The organism is Paenarthrobacter aurescens, from assembly GCF_041549525.1.
GTDB lineage: Bacteria > Actinomycetota > Actinomycetes > Actinomycetales > Micrococcaceae > Arthrobacter > Arthrobacter aurescens.
Window position 1 is genome coordinate 1565081 of record NZ_CP157456.1, and the last position, 20372, is coordinate 1585452.

General features: G+C 63.0%; 22 protein-coding genes. 13 read left to right on the forward strand and 9 right to left on the reverse strand.

The genetic code is table 11. The annotated features are described in order from the left end of the window. The first annotated feature begins 69 nt into the window (after positions 1–69). Positions 70–810, forward strand: coding sequence for a hypothetical protein (locus tag ABI796_RS07260; protein WP_141283975.1), 741 nt, complete (start codon positions 70–72; stop codon positions 808–810). A gap of 52 nt (positions 811–862) precedes the next feature. Here ABI796_RS07260 and ABI796_RS07265 read toward each other — a convergent pair whose 3' ends face one another. Genes ABI796_RS07265 through ABI796_RS07275 form a run of 3 tightly spaced genes read right to left on the reverse strand, consistent with a single transcriptional unit; the run spans position 863 to position 3014 of the window. Next, the gene (locus tag ABI796_RS07265) at positions 863–1474 is read right to left on the reverse strand and encodes a TetR/AcrR family transcriptional regulator (protein WP_141283973.1); all 612 of its coding nucleotides are present in this window, start codon (positions 1472–1474) and stop codon (positions 863–865) included. Then, a complete protein-coding gene (locus tag ABI796_RS07270) occupies positions 1471–2214 on the reverse strand; it encodes an ABC transporter permease (RefSeq protein WP_141284021.1) in 744 nt (247 codons plus the stop codon). Before ABI796_RS07270 ends, ABI796_RS07265 begins: the two co-directional genes overlap by 4 nt. Positions 2215–2222: 8 nt before the next feature. Continuing rightward, positions 2223–3014, reverse strand: coding sequence for an ABC transporter ATP-binding protein (locus tag ABI796_RS07275; protein ID WP_141283971.1), 792 nt, complete (start codon positions 3012–3014; stop codon positions 2223–2225). A gap of 506 nt (positions 3015–3520) precedes the next feature. On the opposite strand from ABI796_RS07275, the gene ABI796_RS07280 reads away from it, so the two are divergent. Both ABI796_RS07280 and ABI796_RS07285 read left to right on the forward strand, forming a co-directional pair. After that, the gene (locus ABI796_RS07280; protein ID WP_141283969.1) at positions 3521–5332 is read left to right on the forward strand and encodes a proline--tRNA ligase; all 1812 of its coding nucleotides are present in this window, start codon (positions 3521–3523) and stop codon (positions 5330–5332) included. After that, the gene (locus ABI796_RS07285; protein WP_141283967.1) at positions 5329–6126 is read left to right on the forward strand and encodes a TSUP family transporter; all 798 of its coding nucleotides are present in this window, start codon (positions 5329–5331) and stop codon (positions 6124–6126) included. The genes ABI796_RS07280 and ABI796_RS07285 overlap by 4 nt, the downstream gene beginning before the upstream one ends. A 17-nt stretch (positions 6127–6143) precedes the next feature. Here the strand turns inward: ABI796_RS07285 and ABI796_RS07290 are convergent, their stop codons facing one another. The 4 genes from ABI796_RS07290 to ABI796_RS07305 are packed head-to-tail and all read right to left on the reverse strand — an operon-like array spanning position 6144 to position 9815. Beyond that, positions 6144–6920, reverse strand: coding sequence for an aspartate dehydrogenase domain-containing protein (locus ABI796_RS07290; protein WP_170224932.1), 777 nt, complete (start codon positions 6918–6920; stop codon positions 6144–6146). Between the two features lie 4 nt (positions 6921–6924). Continuing rightward, positions 6925–7947 (reverse strand): aminoglycoside phosphotransferase family protein, encoded by a 1023-nt coding sequence (locus ABI796_RS07295; protein WP_246095814.1) that lies wholly within the window; start codon positions 7945–7947, stop codon positions 6925–6927. Positions 7948–7981: 34 nt separating this feature from the next. Beyond that, positions 7982–8710: a VIT family protein gene (locus ABI796_RS07300; RefSeq protein ID WP_141283963.1), complete on the reverse strand. Its 729-nt coding sequence runs from the start codon at positions 8708–8710 to the stop codon at positions 7982–7984. A gap of 52 nt (positions 8711–8762) precedes the next feature. Continuing rightward, positions 8763–9815 (reverse strand): DUF4439 domain-containing protein, encoded by a 1053-nt coding sequence (locus tag ABI796_RS07305; protein ID WP_246095813.1) that lies wholly within the window; start codon positions 9813–9815, stop codon positions 8763–8765. A 156-nt stretch (positions 9816–9971) separates the two neighbouring features. Here ABI796_RS07305 and rimP point away from each other — a divergent pair, with 156 nt between their 5' ends. Further along, a complete protein-coding gene (rimP, locus tag ABI796_RS07310) occupies positions 9972–10583 on the forward strand; it encodes a ribosome maturation factor RimP (RefSeq protein ID WP_141283959.1) in 612 nt (203 codons plus the stop codon). Continuing rightward, a complete protein-coding gene (gene nusA, locus ABI796_RS07315) occupies positions 10583–11563 on the forward strand; it encodes a transcription termination factor NusA (protein WP_141283957.1) in 981 nt (326 codons plus the stop codon). The genes rimP and nusA overlap by 1 nt, the downstream gene beginning before the upstream one ends. 101 nt (positions 11564–11664) lie before the next feature. Here the strand turns inward: nusA and ABI796_RS07320 are convergent, their stop codons facing one another. Then, entirely contained in the window at positions 11665–11928 is a 264-nt protein-coding gene (locus ABI796_RS07320; RefSeq protein ID WP_246095820.1) for a hypothetical protein, read from the reverse strand. On the opposite strand from ABI796_RS07320, the gene ABI796_RS07325 reads away from it, so the two are divergent. From ABI796_RS07325 to ABI796_RS07340, 4 genes are all read left to right on the forward strand, one after another. Then, positions 11848–12102, forward strand: coding sequence for a YlxR family protein (locus tag ABI796_RS07325; protein ID WP_246095819.1), 255 nt, complete (start codon positions 11848–11850; stop codon positions 12100–12102). The genes ABI796_RS07320 and ABI796_RS07325 overlap by 81 nt on opposite strands. A 152-nt stretch (positions 12103–12254) precedes the next feature. Next, complete coding sequence (gene infB / locus ABI796_RS07330; RefSeq protein WP_141283954.1) at positions 12255–15149, forward strand: translation initiation factor IF-2; 2895 nt, start codon at positions 12255–12257, stop codon at positions 15147–15149. Between the two features lie 77 nt (positions 15150–15226). Next, positions 15227–15676: a 30S ribosome-binding factor RbfA gene (gene rbfA / locus ABI796_RS07335; protein ID WP_141283952.1), complete on the forward strand. Its 450-nt coding sequence runs from the start codon at positions 15227–15229 to the stop codon at positions 15674–15676. 84 nt (positions 15677–15760) lie between these two features. After that, a complete protein-coding gene (locus ABI796_RS07340; protein WP_141283950.1) occupies positions 15761–16243 on the forward strand; it encodes a nucleoside deaminase in 483 nt (160 codons plus the stop codon). Between the two features lie 12 nt (positions 16244–16255). Here the strand turns inward: ABI796_RS07340 and ABI796_RS07345 are convergent, their stop codons facing one another. Next, positions 16256–17410, reverse strand: coding sequence for a pyridoxal phosphate-dependent aminotransferase (locus ABI796_RS07345; RefSeq protein WP_174754559.1), 1155 nt, complete (start codon positions 17408–17410; stop codon positions 16256–16258). A 34-nt stretch (positions 17411–17444) separates the two neighbouring features. Between ABI796_RS07345 and truB the strand changes: the two genes are divergently transcribed. From truB to ABI796_RS07365, 4 genes are all read left to right on the forward strand, one after another. Beyond that, positions 17445–18392 (forward strand): tRNA pseudouridine(55) synthase TruB, encoded by a 948-nt coding sequence (gene truB, locus ABI796_RS07350; protein ID WP_218028014.1) that lies wholly within the window; start codon positions 17445–17447, stop codon positions 18390–18392. A 2-nt stretch (positions 18393–18394) separates the two neighbouring features. Then, on the forward strand, positions 18395–18748 hold the full coding sequence (locus tag ABI796_RS07355; protein ID WP_141283944.1) for a hypothetical protein: 354 nt from the start codon (positions 18395–18397) through the stop codon (positions 18746–18748). A gap of 20 nt (positions 18749–18768) precedes the next feature. Continuing rightward, positions 18769–19203 carry a hypothetical protein gene (locus ABI796_RS07360; RefSeq protein ID WP_246095812.1) on the forward strand — a complete coding sequence of 145 codons (435 nt, stop codon included), beginning with the start codon at positions 18769–18771 and terminating at the stop codon, positions 19201–19203. Positions 19204–19293: 90 nt separating this feature from the next. Beyond that, positions 19294–20316 (forward strand): bifunctional riboflavin kinase/FAD synthetase, encoded by a 1023-nt coding sequence (locus ABI796_RS07365; protein ID WP_141283940.1) that lies wholly within the window; start codon positions 19294–19296, stop codon positions 20314–20316. Positions 20317–20372 lie beyond the last annotated feature (56 nt).

Genomic DNA, 20372 nt, shown 5'->3' on the forward strand with positions numbered 1-20372 from the left:
CCGCTGCTTGTAGTCTTGTCTCGGTTGGCGCACGCCACCAATCACTCGAACTTCCCTGGGGAACAACAAATGAATAAAAATGCGATGCGTGGTCTTGCTGTGTCAGGACTGTTGGTCATGGGCCTCACCGCATGCGGGGGTGCCGGTACCTCCACGGAAGCTGCATCCGCTCCGGCAAGCGAGACGGCGACGCCCACGCCTACGCCGGCAGCCACGTCGGAAAAGCAGTACACCCTCGCGGAACTGACCACAGTCCTCGGGCAGATCAAGGACAAGCAGGGCACCAAGCTAAGCGTCATGTCCAGTGCGGACATGTCCGGCACAATGGAGCAGACCAAAGCCATCATGGCCCAAACTGAAGTGCAGCCAGCCGCCTGCAGAGACATCGCCATGGGCTCCCTTGCCCAGCCAACAACGGGCGTGGAGGCCACGTTCGGCGTGAGCCAGGACGTTGCCTCCGGAAGCATCAGCTCGATCTCATTGAGCACAGGCTTGGAGAAGGGGGCGTTGGAAAAAGCGCAACAGAGCCTGGACCAAGTGTCCGAGTGCAGCACCATGACTGTGTCGGCCCCTACAGGCTCCAGTACTGTCACCTTGACCGACCTGGCTGGAAAAAAGCCCGCGAACGCGCTGTTTGTTTACCGGGTGGATACGGAGTTGGCGTCCGGGGAGAAAGGGTCGGTTCTCATGTCGCAGGCAGTTAAGCACGACGTGCTTGTTTCAGTCATTGCAACCGGTGGGTCTTCCGAGGACGCTGCCATGGCCAACCTGACCAGCCTTTTGGATCAAGCCGTAGAGCTCATCAAGTAATCCGTTGTGAGTTGTGGCTCCTCCCTGTCTGGGGAAGAGCCACAACTGCCACCTATGTGGGAGTGTCCAGATCCCCCGTGAGGTAACGCTGGATGTTGGGCGCAACCCAACGGACCACGTCGTCCGGATCGGCCGACGCCAACGGCTCCAGCCGGATCACGTAGCGGACCAGCATCAGCCCCACCACCTGTGTTGCCACGAGATTGCCCCGCACACGTACTTCCTCGGACGAACCGGGCAGACCTGCCATGATTTTGGACAGGATGGTGCGGTTGACCATCTCCCTCATGAGCGCCGTCTTGGCCTTGGAGCCTATGGTTCCTCTGACGAAGGCCACCATTCCGTGCTGGGCAGGGCCCTCCCATAGCCGCAGGACGGCCCTGACAATCGCTTGGGCCCTCACGGCAGGGTCCAGGGTTTCGACGCCGGCAAGTACTTCGGCGGGGTCGGCGGGCAACTCCACGCTGGCGGCAAAGAGCTCATCCTTGCCCCGGAAAAAATGGTGCACCATTGCCGGATCCACTGATGACTCGCGAGCCACCTGCCGCAGGCTCGTCCCTTCGAATCCCTGCTCAGCGAAGAGTTTCCGTGCCGTTGCGAGGATGGCCTCGCGTGAATGATCTCCTGCGCTTCGGCGGCCTCGGCGGGTTTGGGGGAGGCTCATCGGGTTTGCCGGCGAAGTGTCAGTGATGCCAGGACCAGAACTCCCACCACGATTCCACCCATGATCAGCGCGTCCTGCCACATCACCGCCGTGGCGTCGGCGTTTCGCGCGATTTCCTGCAGCGCATCCACGGAGAAGGTGAGGGGCAGAACCCCGGAGATGGCGTCCAGGACCTCGTTCATGTCCTCCCGGGCAACGAAGAGGCCGCACAGCAGGATCTGCGGAACAACCACCACGGGCATAAATTGCACCGCCTGGAACTCTGTTCGGGCAAACGCAGAGCACAGAAGTCCCAAAGCGACGCCCAGGACGGCATTGATGACAGCGATCATCACCACGAAGCCGGGGCTTCCCTCAATGTCCAGATCGAAGATCCAGTAGGCCACAGCCGTCGCCACCAAGGACTGCAGGGCGGCCATCAGCGAGAAAGCGAGAGCATAACCGAAGAGCAGGTCAGCCTTGTGGATGGGTGTGGTCAGGAGGCGCTCAAGGGTGCCGGAGGTGCGTTCCCGCAGCATGGTGATGGACGTGACCAGAAACATCACGACGAAGGGAAAGATGGCCAGCATCATCAGCCCGACGCGGTCAAAGGTTCGCGGGAATCCCGGAGGGAGAGTCTCGTTCTCGAAGAGGAAATAGACCGCCGTCAACAGCAGCGCGGGGACCACCAGAATCAGCGCGACACTGCGGTGGTCGTGCCTGAGTTGTCCCAGGACGCGGGCGGTAGTGGCAAGGGTCATGCGCAGGTTCATGATCTCACCTGGCGTTCTTGCCTGCCCTGTCCAGCCCTGTTGATGCCGGGCCCAGGGCCATTGCTGTTGGAGTCAGCGGCTTTGATGATGGTCAGGAATGCCCGCTCCAGGTCCTCGCTCCGGCCGCGTTCGGCAAGTTCGGCAGGCGTGAGTTGTGCAAGCAACCCACCGTCGCGCAGCAGCAACAGCGAGGAACAATGCGATGCTTCCTCCATGACGTGGCTGGAGACCAGCAGGGTGGTTCCGGCCGCTGCCATTGCCGCAAACCGATCCCATAATTCGGCCCTGAGTACCGGGTCCAGCCCAACGGTGGGCTCGTCCAGGACCAGCAGTTTCGGGTGGGCAACCAAGGCGCAGGCCAGGGAGACCCGGCTGAATTGTCCGCCGGACAGGTCGGCTGCTTTTTGTCCGGCGAAGTCTTCAAGTCCGACGGCGGCGATTGCCTCGGTAGCGTCTGCCGCCGTCGCGCCGTGCATGGCACCGAAGTACCGCACGTTCGCCTGCACGCTGAGGTCCGCGTACACGCTGGCTCCCTGGGTGACGTATCCGACGTCGTGCCTGAGCTGTGCGCTGCCTGCGGGCTGGCCGAGGACGGTGAGGCTACCCCGGGTGATTCTTTGAACCCCGACGATTGCCCGCATGAGGGTGGTCTTGCCGCTGCCGGAGGGACCCAGGAGACCTGTGATCCGGTCGGCGTGAACTCTGAAGTCCAGGCCTTTGAGGATTTCGCGGCGGGAGCGGTCCACGCGGAGGCCTGCTGCCTCAATGGCTGTTGGGAAGGGTGTCATTCGGGCCTCCGGGGGGCTCCAGTAATTCACCAGTTGATGAATTAAAGGTAGGGCCGGTGGGCAGGATGGTCAAGGGTCGCCACCCGACGCCGCAGCAATCCTTGAAAATGTGTCTGCGATCACATAGGTTCTTTCCAAGCCGTGTCGTTGGGGTGCGGATGGTTAAGGGGGAATCGTGACAATGACCTTGAAGGGTGCCGTGAGCGCCCGCATCATCCGCGTGTTCGGCAATAAGCAATGCTTCCCAGCCGCAGCAGATCCCGTTCCGCTGGAGGGAACGGGACTCTAGTCCCCGGACAGAGTCTGCGGCCGGCCGGCCGTTGAGCCACGCCATCGCAGGATGACCAGCCGTCAGCGGCCAGGGGCTTCCACCGCGAGGGCGTGGCTCTTCTGTGTCCGGGCTCCGGCGGATGCCGTGCGGGCCAGTTCAAGAGGCTGCGCAGTCAGCCGGTAGATTAGTAGACAGTTGTTTTTGCCACATCTGCCATAGAAACGGATACGTACCCGTGGTCCTTCGCCTTTCCCAGCTGTTCCTGCGCACCCTGCGTGAAGATCCCGTCGACGCCGAGGTAGCCAGCCACAAGCTCCTGGTCCGCGCCGGTTACATTCGCCGCGCCGCGCCCGGCATTTACACGTGGCTGCCGCTGGGGTTGAGTGTCCTGCGGAAGGTGGAGGACATCATTCGCCAGGAGATGTCCGCCATTGGAGCCCAGGAAGTCCACTTCCCGGCGTTGCTTCCCCGCGAACCCTATGAAGCCACCAACCGCTGGACCGAATACGGTGAAGGCCTCTTCCGCCTTCAGGACCGTAAGGGCGCGGACTATCTGCTGGCCCCCACACATGAGGAAATGTTCACGCTCCTGGTCAAGGACCTGTACTCCTCGTACAAGGACCTGCCGCTGAGCCTGTACCAGATCCAGAACAAGTACCGCGATGAAGCCCGTCCGCGGGCAGGGCTCCTCCGTGGCCGCGAGTTCATCATGAAGGACTCCTACTCCTTCGACATCGATGACGCCGGCCTGGATGCAAGCTACGCCGCGCACCGTGCTGCCTACCTGAAGATCTTCGAGCGCCTGGGCCTGGACGTCATCCCCGTAGCAGCCACTGCCGGTGCCATGGGCGGGTCCAAGAGCGAGGAATTCCTGTTCCCCACAGAGATCGGCGAGGATACGTTCGTCCGCTCGGCTGGTGGCTACTATGCCAACGTCGAAGCGGTGACCACCGTGGTTCCGGATGAGATCGACTTCAGCAACGCTCCGGCCGCGCAGGTCCTGGACACCCCGAACACTCCCACCATTGAGACTTTGGTGGACGCCGCCAACCAGCTGGCTCCGCGCAGTGAGTCCGACGGCGGCGCTTGGACTGCCGCGGACACGCTCAAGAACGTTGTCCTTGCCGTGACGCTGCCCACGGGTGAGCGCCAGATCGTGGTGATCGGTGTACCCGGAGACCGCGGCGTGGACCTCAAGCGCGTGGAAGCCAACATCGGTTCCCACCTGCCCATCGCCGGTGAAATCGGCCTTGAAGCTGCCAACGAAGAGGACCTCAAGAAGCTGCCGTGGCTGGTCAAGGGCTACATTGGTCCCGGCTTGTCGCTGGATGAGCCGGTGCTGGGCCTTGAAGGGTCCTCCAAAGTTCTCTTCCTCGTGGATCCCCGTGTTGTCTCGGGTACCAGTTGGGTTACCGGTGCCAATGCTGAGGGCAAGCACGTCTTCGGTTTGGTGGCAGGCCGGGACTTCGGCTGGGATGGCGTCATCGAGAGCACTGACGTCCGTGCCGGAGATCCCGCTCCGGACGGCTCCGGGCCGCTGGAAACTGCACGGGGAATCGAAATGGGCCACATTTTCCAGCTTGGACGCAAGTACGCCGAGGCCTTGGACCTGAAAGTCCTGGACCAGAACGGCAAGCAGCAGGTTGTCACCATGGGCTCTTACGGTGTGGGTGTAACGCGTGCCGTCGCAGCCCTGGCTGAAGCAAACCATGACGACCGCGGCCTCGTGTGGCCGCGCTCCGTAGCCCCGGCAGATGTCCACGTCGTTGCCGTTGGTCGCGGGGATGAGATCTTCGAGGCCGCCGAGAGGCTTTCCACGGAGCTTGAAGCTGCGGGCCTTGCCGTCATTTTCGATGACCGTCCCAAGGTCTCTCCCGGCGTGAAGTTCGGCGACGCCGAACTCGTTGGCGTGCCCACCATCCTGGCTGTTGGCCGGGGCCTGGTGGACGGCGTCGTTGAGATCAAGGACCGCCGCAGCGGTGAAGCCGAGAACGTTTCGGTGGACAAGGCCGTGGATTACGTGGTCAACGCCGTACGAACCCGGTGATTTCCGGCTTCGAATCACTCCAGCTCACCACGATCATCCTGATTGTGGTTGCTGGGTTCGCAGCCGGTTGGGTTGACGCCGTAGTAGGAGGCGGGGGGCTGATCCAGCTCCCCGCCCTGCTGCTGGTCCCGGGCATCACCCCTGTGCAGGCCCTGGCTACGAACAAGATGGGGTCGGTCTTCGGGACAACCACCAGCGCCGTTACCTACTATCGCCGTGTTGGGCCGGACCTGAAGACCGCCATTCCCATGGCGGTCATAGCTTTGGCCGGAAGTTTTGGCGGCGCAATACTTGCCGCGTCACTTCCTGCCAGCGTTTTCAAGCCGATCATTGTGGTGGCACTGATTGCTGTGGCAGTGTTCACGGCCCTTCGCCCCAGCGCCGGTGAATTGACTGCGCTCCGCCACGATGGCCATAAGCATTACGTAGTGGCGTGCCTGATCGGCGCTGTCATTGGCTTCTACGATGGCCTGATTGGCCCCGGCACCGGGTCTTTCCTGGTGATCGCGCTCGTGTCGGCCATGGGCTATGCCTTCCTTGAGGCCAGTGCCAAGGCCAAGATCGTGAACATGGCCACCAACGCCGGAGCTTTGATCTTCTTCCTCCCGCACGGCTCACTGCTGTGGGGCGTGGGGCTGGTCCTTGGGCTGGCAAATATGGCCGGCGGCTACCTTGGGGCCAGAACAGCTGTGGCAAGGGGCAGCAAGTTTGTGCGAATCGTCTTCCTGGTGGTGGTGGCGGCACTGATCATCAAACTTGGCGCCGACGTCTGGAATGAGAACTTTGCAGGGTAGAGCCGCCGCGGAAGACTTCAGATAAAGCTTCCGCTGGCGTTGGCGAGAGTCTTCAAACCGCGGACGACGGCGTGGGGCACCAAGGCGCTGGATGCCGGGTTCCCAGGGGAAGCCTCGTTGCTCACACGGATGTCAAAGGTGCCCAGGGAGGTCTCGGCCCTCACGTGGTGGGACGTTTGCTTGGCTGCCGGATCCGCGATCAGCACCGCTTGCACAACGTCCCAGTTGCCGGCAGCCAGGGCTAATGCGGAGACCACGTTGGTGGATTTGGGAAAGGCTCTGATCAACTCGGACGGACCACCGCGCAGCAGTTCCACGGCATGGGTGGCGCTGAGAAGGTCGGCCCGCGTTTGACCATCCATCCATGGCTGAATCAAAGCAGCAGGAAGTTTTCGCGATTCCACGGTGATCCGGCTAATGGTCCCGCCTGCCCCGGCAGCGGTAATCGCATCCAGTCCGCCCAAAGCCCCCGTTGTGAGGAACGTCCGGCCGGGACCGTCCTCAAGCAATGCCTTGCGCAGGGAAGCATCGCACAGGGCTCCGATGGAGGTGACCAGCAGGTCCTTTCCGGCCGCAATAAGCCGGGGACCGAACTCCTCAACTGCTGCAACGCCGGCGCATTCAACCACCACGTCGGCCAGCTCCAGTGCTGCCTCGAAACTAAAGCCGGTCCTTGTGTCACCGCGGGGAACAACACCGGTAAGTTCTGCGCCTGGGGCGGCACCGGCGTCGAGCAGTTCTGCCACCCGTGATCCAATAGCCCCGGAACCGATCAGCGCAACCTTCAAGACCATGGCCTCAGGCCGCTTCGCCGGGATCGGGGAGATCGTGTGCCCGGGGCAGGGAATCGAGGGTGTTTCCGGCCAGGGTGCTGGCCACCCAGAGGGAACGGGCGAGGTCACCGGCATGCCCGGGCTTCGCTGCGTACCACAGGGCATTCTGAACCTCCCGGGCGATGCTCCACTGCCGGGCGACGTCCGGATCCAATCCGGCGGCACGGCTGAAGTCATGGCAGCGCTCCAGCAGCGCGGCCTCCGGATCCGTCCGCGAAAGATCGTGGATGCGGTTCCACAGGATGGGGGCCACCGCGAACTCAGCCTCGCCGATCTGTGGTTGTGGATCAATTGCCAGATAGTCGCTGCGGAGGGACGGTTTCTTGGCGTCGGGGGTGGCAAGAATGTTCATGAAGTGAAGATCCGTGTGCACCAGAACATCTGTGCCGGAGCGGCGCCCTACGGCCCCACGGGTCTGGCACACCTCCAGGGCCGCTTCCAGCAACCACCGGGGGAACGGGCGGTCCAGGCGGTCCCACTCGGCAGGCAGTTCATCACTCCACCGCTCGGCGGTTGCAGCAACATGGTCAAATAACCGCCACTCTCCCCGGAGGTCCGGCTGGATGGAGAGCTTGCGCATGATGTCCCCCCACGCGTCCCTGGCTTCCTCCAGAGGGGCGTCCTGAAGCCAGCGGGAGGCATCCAGGCGTTCAAGCAGCATGGAGCAACTTGCGTCATCCGAGGCGAGGAGGCGGACCGCGCCGTGACCGTTCCACAGGGCCAGTGCGTAGCGCTCAACCAGGGCTTCTTCGTGGGGGAACGCGATCTTCAGGGCCGCGGGCTTGCCCTGCTGGGAAACGGGCACCACCAAGGCCCCATGGCCGTTCCAGGGCTCTTCCCCCGGCACCAGGTCCACTGTGAGGTCCCAACGGTCCAACGCATCGGAAATGAGCCCCGGGAGGCTGGCCAGCCAATCCCTGCCCGCCGAGTTGCGGTTGTACCGGGCGTGGAGGTCGCCCGGGATGGGAATCATTGCGTGCAGGTTCACGCCATCAGCCTAACTCCGCGTCGCCGCGCGAACCCTAGAAAACGCCGCTGGCCCCCAACAGGGTTCCGATCGTGAATGTGGCCGCCAGTGCCAAAGCCCCGCCGAGCACCACCCTGACCGCGGCACGGATGCGGGAGGCACCGCCGATCCATGCACCCACGGCGCCGGTGATCGCCAGGGCCAGGAGGACAGCAATGAAGGTCAGGGGAACACGAATGCCCGGCGGAGGCAGCAGGATGGCCAGCATGGGAAGGGCGGCCCCCAGCGTAAAGGCGACGGCGGATGCCAGGGCTGCGTTCCACGGACTGACGATGTCATCTTCATCAATGTTCAGCTCGGCCGAGAGGTGGGCGGCCAGGGCATCATGGTCGGTCAGTTCCTCCGCCACAACCCGGGCTGTCTTGGCGCTGAGCCCCTTGGACTCGTAGATGGCGGCCAACTCTTCGAGTTCGTCCTCGGGTTGCTCGGCCAGCTCACGTTTTTCCTTCTCGATCAACGCTTTCTGGGAGTCGCTTTGGCTGCTGACGGATACATATTCGCCCAAAGCCATGGAGATGGCGCCACCTACAAGGCCGGCGGCGCCCGCCGAGAGAATCACTCCGGTGTTGGTGGTGGCACCTGCCACACCCACCACGATCGCAGCGACGGAAACGATGCCGTCATTGGCGCCCAGGACGCCTGCCCGCAACCAGTTCAGCCGGTGAGCCAGATCGTCCCGATGGGGTTCGTTCTCATGCGTAGTGGCAGTTTCTGCAGAAGCCATGCATCAAGCCAAGCACCGGCAAGCTGGTCCTGACCAGCATGGCTAGGCTGTCCTATCCGCCCAGTGGAAGCGTTGAAGCGGTGGCTTTCGAGGAGCCGGGAGTCGGCAGCGGGGGCAGCTGGCCCGCCTCGAGCACAAGTCCCGGCAGGGCCGGCAACGGTGCGTCCCAGGCGAGGGACCTGCGCGCAGCCGCCAGCAGGTTCTCGATCGCCCAACTACGTGTGCTCTCCGTGGACAATGCCACCAGATCGCCGAACCGTGGCAGGGAAGCCAGTTCAACGGTGCCAAGAAAGCCCGCAGGATCCTGGCTGAACTGTGGGGGCAGCCGGTAGCCGGGCACGCTGGCGGGTACATCCGCACAGTTGGCGCTGGTGAAGGATTCGGCCTGTCGGAGCAGTACCTCGTGTCCTTCCAGATGCTTGAAAGCGGCCGCGGACTTCGTCTCATCCAACCTTTTCAGCGCCACCTGGTAGACGTAGATAGCTTCCTGCTGTGTCCGGACCACTGCCGCCAGGGCGGTATCGGTGGTAGCAGAACCAGGCTCCGGGGTGGGGCTGGCTGAGGGGCATGAGGCGGTTGAAGGTGTTGCCGCGGGAGCTTTGGGCCCAACAGCAGTGGCCTTCTCCGGCAGCGGCAGCTGCCACAGGGCAGCGAGCCTTTCGGCCTCAAGTACCTGCGCGGATCCGACGGCGGCCAGAAGACGGGCGATCCCGCCGTCGGCCTCCCGTGCGTCCTCCAAACGCTTCCACCCGCTGCCGGCCAACCCGGCCAGGAAGGTGGCGCGGTTGCCGGGGGTAGCTGAAACAGTGTGCGCAGAACCCGCGGGAGCGGCGCTTGGTGATGAGGTGCCGTCGTTATGAGGGTCCAGCAACGCTTGGGCGTGGGTTGTCAGCAAAGTCACAGTGTTGCCTGGCCCGGCCGTTCCGGCGCCTGGAGCGGCGGACGCAACCAAGGTGGTGGCAGATTCCCGTAGCAGCAGTGCGTCTTCCAATGCCTCCAGACGCGCCGTTTCGGAGAACGAGAGCACCGGGGGAGTGCCGGAATCACGCGGAATCAGGACTATTCCGGTGCCTGCAACAAGCAGTGCCACCACAGCAACCAGCACAACACGGCCCCAAGGCAGTGGTCGTCGTTTTTCACTTGTCTCCCCATTCACAACAGACCATGGTGTCACGTGGAAGAGGAACTCCGTGCACCATGTTCGCGGGAAAATCGTTAGGCTAGTAGTCACAACAACATCTATCGGGAGGCGGCGGGCAACGTGAGTGACTCGGAAGCCACGACTTCAACAGACCGTTCTGAATCGAACTCAACGGCCACCATCCACAACCCGGAAGAGAGCAGGCTCAGGGCGCTGCTTGAACCGGCTGTCCTTGCCAACAGGCTCTACCTCGAGGATGTTTCCATCCACGTTGCCGGTTCACACCGGACGGTCCACGTCGTAGTGGACCTTCCCCAGGAAGAAACCGGAGGCGTCAGCCTTGACGCCATTGCCGAGGTCTCACGCGGACTCTCGGACATCCTGGACAATGATCCCCATGACGACGGCCGTCCCTACGATCTTGAGGTCTCTTCTCCCGGAGTGGGCCGCCCGCTGACTGAACCGCGTCACTGGCACCGTGCCCGCGGCCGAATGGTCAGGGTCAACGTCATCCAGGGCGATAACCTTCTGGGCCGCATTGCCTCCGTGGGGGACGACGCCGTAACGCTCATCCCCGAGCACGAGGTCAAGAAGGGCATGAAGCCCAAGCAAGGCGAACCCATCACTATTCCTTTCGACAGGATCCGCCAAGGAAAAGTCGAGATTGAATTCAGCCACCTCCACGAGGCTGCGCTGGAAGACGAGCACAACGGACCTTCCGAGGAGGCCTAATGGATATTGACATGAGCGCACTGAGACTCCTGGAGCGTGAGCGTGAAATCCCGCTGGATCTCCTGATTCCCACCATCGAGCAAGCATTGCTGGTGGCGTACCACAAGACGCCCGGAGCCTTCGAGAAGGCCCGTGCGGAGTTGGACCGCAAAAGCGGTCACGTAACTATTTGGGCGACGGAAATCGACGACGACGGCGAGCCCATCGGCGAATTCGAGGACACTCCGGCCGGTTTTGGCCGCATCGCTGCCAGCACAGCCCGCCAGATCATTCTCCAGCGCCTTCGCGATGTGGAAGATGACAACGTGTTGGGCGAGTTCAAGGGCCGTGAAGGCGAACTTGTGGCCGGCATGATCCAGCAGGGCAACAACCCGCACATGATCCAGGTCAATCTTGGATCAGTGGAAGCATTGCTGCCCCCGCCTGAGCAGGTTCCGGGCGAGAAGTACCTCCACGGAAGCCGCTTGCGTGCTTTTGTGGTGGATGTGCACCGTGGCGCCAAGGGTCCGTCCATCACCTTGTCCCGTTCGCACCCCGGCCTGGTCCGCAAGCTTTTTGAAATGGAAGTTCCGGAAATCGCGGATCACTCCGTTGAAATTGTGGCACTGGCCCGCGAAGCCGGTCACCGGACCAAGATCGCTGTCAAAGCCAACACTGCCGGCATTAACGCCAAGGGTGCCTGCATCGGCGAAATGGGTTCCCGTGTCCGTGCGGTCATGACCGAGCTCAACGACGAAAAAATCGACATCGTTGACTTCAGTGACGACCCCGCCACGTTCATCGCCAACTCGCTCTCTCCCTCCCGAGTGAATTCGGTCACTATCACGGACGAGGCAACCCGCTCGGCGCGTGTAGTAGTGCCCGACTACCAGCTTTCCCTGGCGATCGGCAAAGAGGGCCAGAATGCCCGGCTCGCAGCAAAGCTGACCGGCTGGCGCATCGATATCGTCTCGGATGCGGCTCCGGCCAAGACCGACTAGCGGTTGAACCGGCGGCCCGGGCCGCCGGTTCAGCGCCGCGCTGGCGGCGTCTTTGGTTTCGGGAGACCGGGGCCGGGGGGCTAGACTAGATGGAACCGGGTTTACCTCCGGTATTCGCGCGCCTTGGCGTGCCTCAGCTGCATGCGCAGGATCGGGGCCCGTCGGGTGCCTGTAGCGTAAGGCAGGTTGGACACGTCGTGGCTGAACTGCTTGAACCTGGCCATGGGCCTGTTCGCACGTGCATCGGATGCCGGAAGCAAGGCTCCCGGTCCGAGCTTGTCCGGCTGGTCGCCCAAGGCAGCGGTTCCTCCGCCGTCCTGGTCGATGTTCGACGCCGGATGGCTGGCAGGGGTGCTTGGCTGCATCCCAGCGAAAAGTGCTTGGCATTGGCAATCAAGCGGCGAGCATTCGGAAGAGCCCTGGCGGGTGCTTCCGATGCAGGCGCCGTGGAACGATATTTGATGCCCGGTACGCCACTTGTGGAGGCGAAGGCCGCCGCAGGAAAACCGTCCAAACCTGAAAGCGGGTCAGAAAACTGATGGAAACCCGATGAGTTCCCAGCGATGAGTGCGTAACGATGACAACTTTGTTGCGCTCTGCAATGGGCCTTTCAATCGCGCAAGCGGCGAAGGCCCGCAGTAAGAAGTAGACGGTTCGTGCCTGGCTCGGTGCGGACCGAGACAGGAGAAATGTGGCCAAGGTCCGCGTACATGAGCTCGCCAAAGAGCTCGGTATTACTTCCAAAGATGCAGTAACCAAACTGCAGGAATTGGGCGAATTCGTTCGCTCCGCCTCTTCAACAATTGAGGCCCCCGTCGTGAAGAAGCTTCGCGACGCCTATCCGGGTGCCGGCGCTGCCAAGGCCGCCGCTCCCGCAGCAGCTCCGGCGGCCAACCGCCCCGCAGCATCCCGTCCGGCCGCCCCGGCACCTGGACCTGCAGCTCCGAAGGCTCCGGCCCCGGCACCTGCAGCCCCCGCTCCGGCAGCACCGGCAGCTACCTTCCAGGCTCCACCGGCAGCACCGTCGGCACCTGCGCCGGCAGCTCCCGCTGCGCCCGCAGCTCCTGCGGCGTCCACCCCGGTTTCTGCCAAGCCCGGCGCCCGTCCTGCCCCCAAGGCAGAGACTCCGGCTCCGGCACGTCAAGGCGGCCAGGCTCCCCGTCCCGGCGGTCCCCGTCCGGGCAATAACCCGTTTGCAACATCCCAGGGCATGCCCCGGGGCCGTGGTGGCGATGGAGATCGTCCGCCGCGTCCGGGTAACAACCCGTTTGCACCGTCCCAGGGCATGCCCCGAGGCGAACGCCGCAACGATGGCGAACGCCCCGGTGGTCCCCGTCCCGCTGCAGGTGCAGGTGGACCTCGTCCTGCAGCTGGTACCGGTGGACCCCGTCCGGGCGCACCGCGTCCCGGCGCACCCCGTCCGGGCGCACCGCGTCCCGCCGGCGGCCCCGGTGCCGGAAACCGTCCTACCCCGGGCATGATGCCCAACCGCACTGAGCGTCCGGCCCCCGGTGGCGCAGGCCGTCCGGGTGGCGCAGGCCGTCCCGGTGGCGGACCCGGTCGTCCCGGTGGCGCACCCGGTGCAGGTACCGGTGGCGGAGCTCCCGCAGGCGGTGGCTTCGGCAAGGGTGGCCGCGGTCGCGGTGGTACCCAGGGTGCCTTCGGCAAGGGCGGCGCCGGTCGTGGCAAGCAGCGCAAGTCGAAGCGTGCAAAGCGCCAGGAACTGGAGCAGATGAGTGCTCCGTCGCTGGGCGGCGTATCGGTACCCCGCGGTGACGGCGAGACCATCATCCGCCTGCGTCGCGGCTCCTCCATCACGGACTTTGCCGAGAAGATCGATGCAAACCCCGCTTCGCTGGTGACCGTGCTGTTCCACCTCGGTGAAATGGCAACGGCTACGCAGTCCCTGGACGAAGACACCTTTGGCCTGCTTGGCGCCGAACTTGGCTACAAGCTCCAGGTTGTTTCCCCTGAGGATGAAGAGCGCGAGCTGCTGGATCAGTTCGACATCAACATCCAGGACGAACTCGACGCCGAAGGTGACGATGTCCTTGAGGCACGCGCACCGGTTGTTACCGTCATGGGTCACGTTGACCACGGTAAGACCCGCCTGTTGGACGCCATTCGCAACTCGAACGTTGTTGCAGGCGAGCACGGTGGCATCACCCAGCACATCGGTGCTTACCAGATCAGCCACGTCCACGAGGGCACGGCCCGCGACATCACCTTCATTGACACCCCCGGTCACGAGGCCTTCACGGCCATGCGTGCACGTGGTGCCAAGGTCACTGACATCGCGATCCTGGTTGTTGCAGCCGATGACGGCGTTATGCCGCAGACGGTGGAAGCACTCAACCACGCCCAGGCAGCCAACGTGCCGATCGTCGTCGCAGTGAACAAGATCGACAAGGAAGGCGCCAACCCTGACAAGGTCAAGGGTCAGCTGACCGAGTACGGACTGGTTCCGGAAGAATACGGTGGCGACACCATGTTCGTTGAGGTCTCTGCCCGCCAGAACCTCAACATCGACGAACTGATCGACGCTGTCCTGCTGACGGCCGATGCCGCGCTGGATCTGCGCGCCAACCCGGACAAGGACGCTCGAGGCATCGCCATCGAAGCGAACCTGGACAAGGGCCGCGGTGCAGTTGCCACCGTCCTGGTCCAGTCCGGAACGTTGGCAGTGGGCGACACGATCGTGGCCGGTACGGCTCACGGCCGCGTCCGCGCCATGTTCGACGAGAACGGTGAGGCACTCGATGTCGCACTGCCGTCCCGCCCGGTTCAGGTTCTCGGCCTGTCCAACGTGCCGCGTGCAGGTGACACCTTCCTGGTGACTCCTGACGAGCGTACGGCCCGCCAGATCGCTGAGAAGCGTGAAGCTGCCGATCGCAACGCCGCACTGGCCAAGCGTCGCAAGCGCATCAGCCTGGAAGACTTCGACCAAGCTGTTGCAGAAGGCAAGATCGACACCCTCAACCTCATCCTCAAGGGTGACGTGTCCGGTGCCGTGGAAGCCCTCGAAGACGCCTTGCTCAAGATCGACGTCGGAGACGACGACGTTCAGCTTCGTGTTATCCACCGCGGTGTGGGTGCCATCACGCAGAACGACGTCAACCTCGCCACGGTGGACAACGCCATCATCATTGGCTTCAACGTCAAGCCGGCAGAGCGTGTTGCCGAACTGGCTGACCGTGAAGGCGTGGACATGCGCTTCTACTCGGTCATCTACGCAGCAATCGATGACATCGAGATGGCTCTCAAGGGCATGCTCAAGCCGGAATACGAAGAAGTCCAGCTCGGTACCGCCGAGGTTCGCGAAGTCTTCCGTTCTTCCAAGTTCGGAAACATCGCCGGCTCGATCGTCCGCACGGGCATCATCCGCCGTAACAGCAAGGCACGTGTCAGCCGCGACGGCAAGGTCATCGGTGACAACCTCACCGTTGAGACGCTCAAGCGCTTCAAGGATGACGCCACCGAAGTCCGCACCGACTTCGAGTGTGGTATCGGTCTTGGTTCCTTCAATGACATCACTGAAGGCGACATCATCGAGACCTTCGAAATGCGCGAAAAGCCGCGCAGCTAGGTTCCGTATGGAACGGGTCCGTCGGGTAACCCCGGCGGACCCGTTCCGTTCCCTTTTCTACTTTCCAGGAGGAAGTCATGGCTGATCCCGCACGCGCTGCCAAGCTGGCACAGCGGATAAAGGTGGTTGTTGCTGAGGCCCTCGGACGTCGGGTCAAGGATCCGCGCGTCGAGTCCATTACGGTCACCGACGCCCGCGTCACCAACGACCTTCAGCACGCCACCATCTACTACACGGTCTTCGGTGACGAGGTGGCCCAGGCGGATGCTGCCAGGGCACTGGAGAAGGCCAAGGGTGTGCTGAGGCAGGAAGTGGGCCGCAACATCACTGTTCGCCTCGCTCCAACTCTCGAGTTCGTGGCTGACCAGATTCCGGTCAATGCCTCCAACCTTGAGGAGTTGCTCCGTGAAGCCAAGCGTCGTGACGCAGAGGTAGCCGCACTGGCTGCCAGTGCCAAGCATGCTGGTGAATCAGACCCCTACAAGGCTGATGCTCCCGAGGACATCGACGAGGACCACAACCGCTGATTCTGACGAGATTTTGTACAGTAAATGCCCCTACGGAGCCTTCTTAGGGGCATTTGCTGTACAAAAACTCGTTAGGATCGGAGCATGTCGCCGCACAGTGCCCAGCAACGTGATGAATACCTGAACCTGGCCATCAAGCTGGCCGTTCGGAACGTTTCCGACGGCGGCGGCCCTTTCGGCGCCGTGGTGGTCACCCCGGACGGTGCCGTGCATGAGGGAGTGAACCGGGTAACGCGTGACCACGATCCTACGGCGCACGCTGAAGTGGTGGCGATCCGCCGGGCCGCAGCAGCCACGCGGAGCTTCGACCTCACAGGTTCGGTTCTCTACGCAAGCTGCGAACCATGCCCGCTCTGTTTGTCTGCCACGCTCTGGGCCAGGATCGGGCGCGTCTACTTCGCGGCAGACCGCCACGGTGCTGCAAGAGCGGGCTTCGATGACGCCGTGTTCTATGAGTATTTTGCCGGCACCCGGCCAGAGCTGCTGCCCGTGGAGCATGCCTCGTTGGCCGCTTCAGATGAACCCTTCGAAGCGTGGCGCAGCCACACCCACCGGACGGCGTACTAGAGTCCCCGAAATCTAGAGCTTGGCTGGCAGGCGCTTGACGCCGTCGAGCAGGTCCTGTTCCGCTCCGCAGAGCGCGATCCTGATCCATCCCTCGCCAATCGACCCAAAGGCCGTACCGGGAGCGAAGGAAACGCCGGACTCCGCCAGGAACGCCCGCACCCACGCCCGGACATCACCACCGCTCACATGGGAAACATCCGCCCACAGGTAGAACGCTCCTTGAGCTCCCAGGAAGGGTATTCCCTTTTCTGTCAGGACCGCTGATGCTGCGTCACGGTTGCTCCGGTAATGATCGCGCGCCTGGGAGACGTAGTCCTGCGGGCCGGTCAGGGCAGCCAGGGCGGCGTACTGCGAAGGAGAGGCCACGCAGGACACTATCGACTCCATCACGTTGTTCATCTTCGGCTCAAGGCCTGGCGGGCAAATCAGTGCCCCGATCCGGAGGCCCGTCAGCCCGTAGGTCTTGGACAGGGTCAACGAGGTGAAAACCCGGGCTTCGCCGGGGACATCGCTGTCAAAACGGGCAGGACTGATGTGGGGGACATCAAAAGTAAAGGCCTCGTAGCACTCGTCCGAGATGATCCAGAGGTCGTGGCGGACGGCCAGCTCCACAAGCTTGCGGGTGGCCTCTTCGCTGATGACCGCGCCCAGGGGATTGGACGGGGAGTTCAGCACAAGCACCCGTGTCCTTGGCGTAATAAGGGCCTCGATGTCCTCAATGTGCGGCTGGAAGTCGTTGTGCGGGTAGAGCGGGTACTGCACGGGCACGGCATGCAGCAGCCGGCTGGTCATGGCAAAGGTGGGGTACCCGGGGTTGGGAATGAGTATCTCGTCGCCCGGGGCCAAAAGGAGGCTCATGGCGAAGTGCAGTCCCTGTTGGGCGCCGTCCACCACGTAAACACGCTCAGCGCCAATATCAACGCTTTGTTGTTCACGGAAGCGGGCGGCGAAGGCTTCGCGGAGGGCAGGAATCCCGGCGTTGGGTGTGTAGTTGGTCTCATCCCGGTCAAGGCAGTCGATGCCGGCATCCAGGACGTGCCGGGGGAGGGCAAAGCCCGGCTCTCCGATGCTGAGGACTATCGCTCCGGGGGTGGACCAGGCAGCTTCGGTGATCTCACGGATCTGGTTCACGGGGACGTCGCGGACGTGCGCAGCAAGCTCAGGCATGGGAGCCATCCTAGCCACCCATATACTGGTAAGCGTGCTTTCTGGACTGGTAATCGTTGACAAACCGCAGGGATGGACCAGCCATGATGTGGTTGGCCGGATGCGGCGGCTGGCCGGCACCCGGAAAGTGGGGCATGCGGGCACCCTTGATCCCATGGCCACGGGTGTCCTGGTATTGGGCATCAACAAGGCAACCCGCCTGCTGACGTACATCGTGGGTACCTCCAAGACCTACACCGCCACCATCCGGTTGGGTGAGACCACCATCACCGACGACGCCGAGGGTGAGGTTACCCAGGCCCGCAACGCAGCGGACGTGACCGAGGACGCCATAGCAGCCGGTGTCGCTGCCCTGACCGGACCCATTGAACAGGTTCCCAGCAGCGTCAGTGCCATCAAAGTCAACGGTGAACGCTCCTACGCCCGGGTCCGCTCCGGTGAAGAGGTCAAGCTCGCTGCCCGCCCGGTCACCATCCACCGCTTTGAGATCCACTCCGTCTCCAGAATCGACGACGGCAGGGTAGTTGACGTCGATGTCACCGTGGAATGTTCTTCCGGGACCTACATCAGGGCGTTGGCGCGTGACCTCGGCAACGCCTTGGAGGTGGGAGGCCACCTGACAGCCTTGCGCAGGACCCAGGTCGGCCCGTACTCCCTTGATCAGGCCCGCACCTTGGAGGAACTGGCAGAAGAACTGGAAGTTCTGGACATGTCCCTCGCCGCCCGCGCTCTGATGCCCAACCGGGAACTGAGCGAGGAAGAAACCACAGAGATCTCCTTCGGCCGCCGGATAGCTGCCGGACCGGGAGCAGGAACACCTGATGCAGCTACGGCAGAGAAGCCTGCCGCAGCGTTCGCGCCGTCGGGAGAGCTGGTGGCGCTGCTGGCAGACACCGGCAACTTTGCCAAACCAGTGCTGGTCTTTGCCCCTGGAAACGGGACCGGTGCTGGCGCTGGTGCCGAGGCAGGGCAGGCCAAGTAGCCATGGACGGATATTTTTACGCCATCCTGATCGTCGGATTGGTGTCCACCATCATGTGCATCGTGGCCGGCCTGATGAAGAAACCCCCTAACGATCCCACCATTTTCTCCGTCCTCGCCGTTGAGCTGGTACTGGTGGTGTATCTGGTGGGCTCCATCGTCCGTGTGGCCATGGGCGAGCAGATGGCCGGCGAAGCATGGGAGTTCTGGGGCTACCTTATTGTTGCCATGATGATTCCGTTGGGGGCCGTTTATTGGGCCATCCTTGAAAGAACCCGCTGGAGTAATTTCGTCCTGGCAGCAGTGGGCGTTACGGCGCTGGTGATGGCCGCCCGCATGAATCAGATCTGGTACTGACCTTGAAGGAAGAACACACCGTGACTGGAACCGAGACCAACCCGGCGAACCGGCAGCCTCAGAAGAAGGACACCCGGAACACGGGGCCCGGACGCTTGCTGATTGCGGTCTACGCCATTTTCGCGTTGTCCGCCACGGCACGTGCCGGTTACCAGATCGCCACCAAGTTTGCAGAAGCGCCCTTGGCGCACATCCTGTCGGCTTTCGCGGCCGTGGTCTACATTGTGGCCACCGTTTCCCTGGCGAAGCCCGGCCGGACCTGGTTCAAGGTTTCTGTGGCCGCTGTTCTCACCGAGCTTATTGGTGTGCTGGTGGTGGGAGCCATCAGCCTCTTTGATCCGGTTGCTTTCCCTCACGACACCGTGTGGTCCTTGTTCGGACGTGGCTACGGCTTCGTCCCCCTGGTCCTGCCGGTCCTGGGCCTTCTGTGGCTCAACAAGCGCCGGCCGTCCTGAGACAAACACCCCAGCGGGTAACCTTAGAATGTTTCCGGCGCCGGGAGGTTGCCGGACCGAACGAACATCTGCAGTAAAAAGGCGAGGTTGATGGTCCACATCTGGAACGATCCCACCGAGGTCCCCAAGGACTTCGGACCTACTGTCGTCACCATCGGCAACTTTGATGGTGTTCACCGGGGCCATCAGCACGTTCTGGCGCAACTGACCACCACGGCCAAGCGGCACAACATCCCCTCGGTCGCTGTGACATTTGATCCGCATCCCGCCCAGGTCCACCGTCCGGATTCTGCTCCGGAGCTGATCATGGGGCTCCAGGACAAACTGGACGCGCTGGGTCACACGGGGGTGGATGCCGTCCTGGTGATGAAGTACACCCTTGACCTCGCCGCGATGACACCGCTGGAGTTTGTCCGCGGCATCATCCTTGACGGACTCCATGCCGCCCACCTCGTTGTTGGACACGACCTCCGTTTTGGGGCCGGCAATTCAGGCGACGTCGTCACGATGCAGGAACTGGGCGATCAACTCGGCTTCGGGGTGACGGTGGTCAATGAATACGGCGCCGGGGGCTTCCCGGTCCACCACGACGGCGACTCGGACCGCCGCTGTTCTTCCACCTGGGTTCGGGAAGCTTTGAGCGAAGGCGACGTAGCTACCGCAGCTGCGGTTCTGGGCCGTCCCCACCGCATGCGTGGTGAAGTGGTCCATGGTGCTGCCCGTGGACGCGACCTGGGCTTCCCCACGGCAAATCTTTCCCATGATTCCACCGGCTATGTTCCGGCAGACGGCATCTACGCGGGGTGGCTGATCGATCAGGCCGGCACGCGCTGGCCCGCCGCGATTTCCGTTGGTTCCAATCCCACCTTTGATGGCGTCAGCCGGCAGGTGGAGGCTCACGTGATAGATCGTCCTGAAGAGAACGTTGAGGACTTCGACCTCTACGGGCAACACGTGGTGATCGAATTTACCCAGCGCCTGCGTGGCATGGTGGCCTACCGGGGGCCGGAAGCTTTGGTGGAACAAATGTGCTTGGACGTAGCTCAGGCCCACGAGTTGTTGACCCGGCGCCAGGGGCATTTCGACAACACTGCTGACGTGCCGGTAAACTGATAACTGGATCCGGCTGCAGTCCGTGGCGGCTGGACCTGTTTTTGTGTGCGGCAACG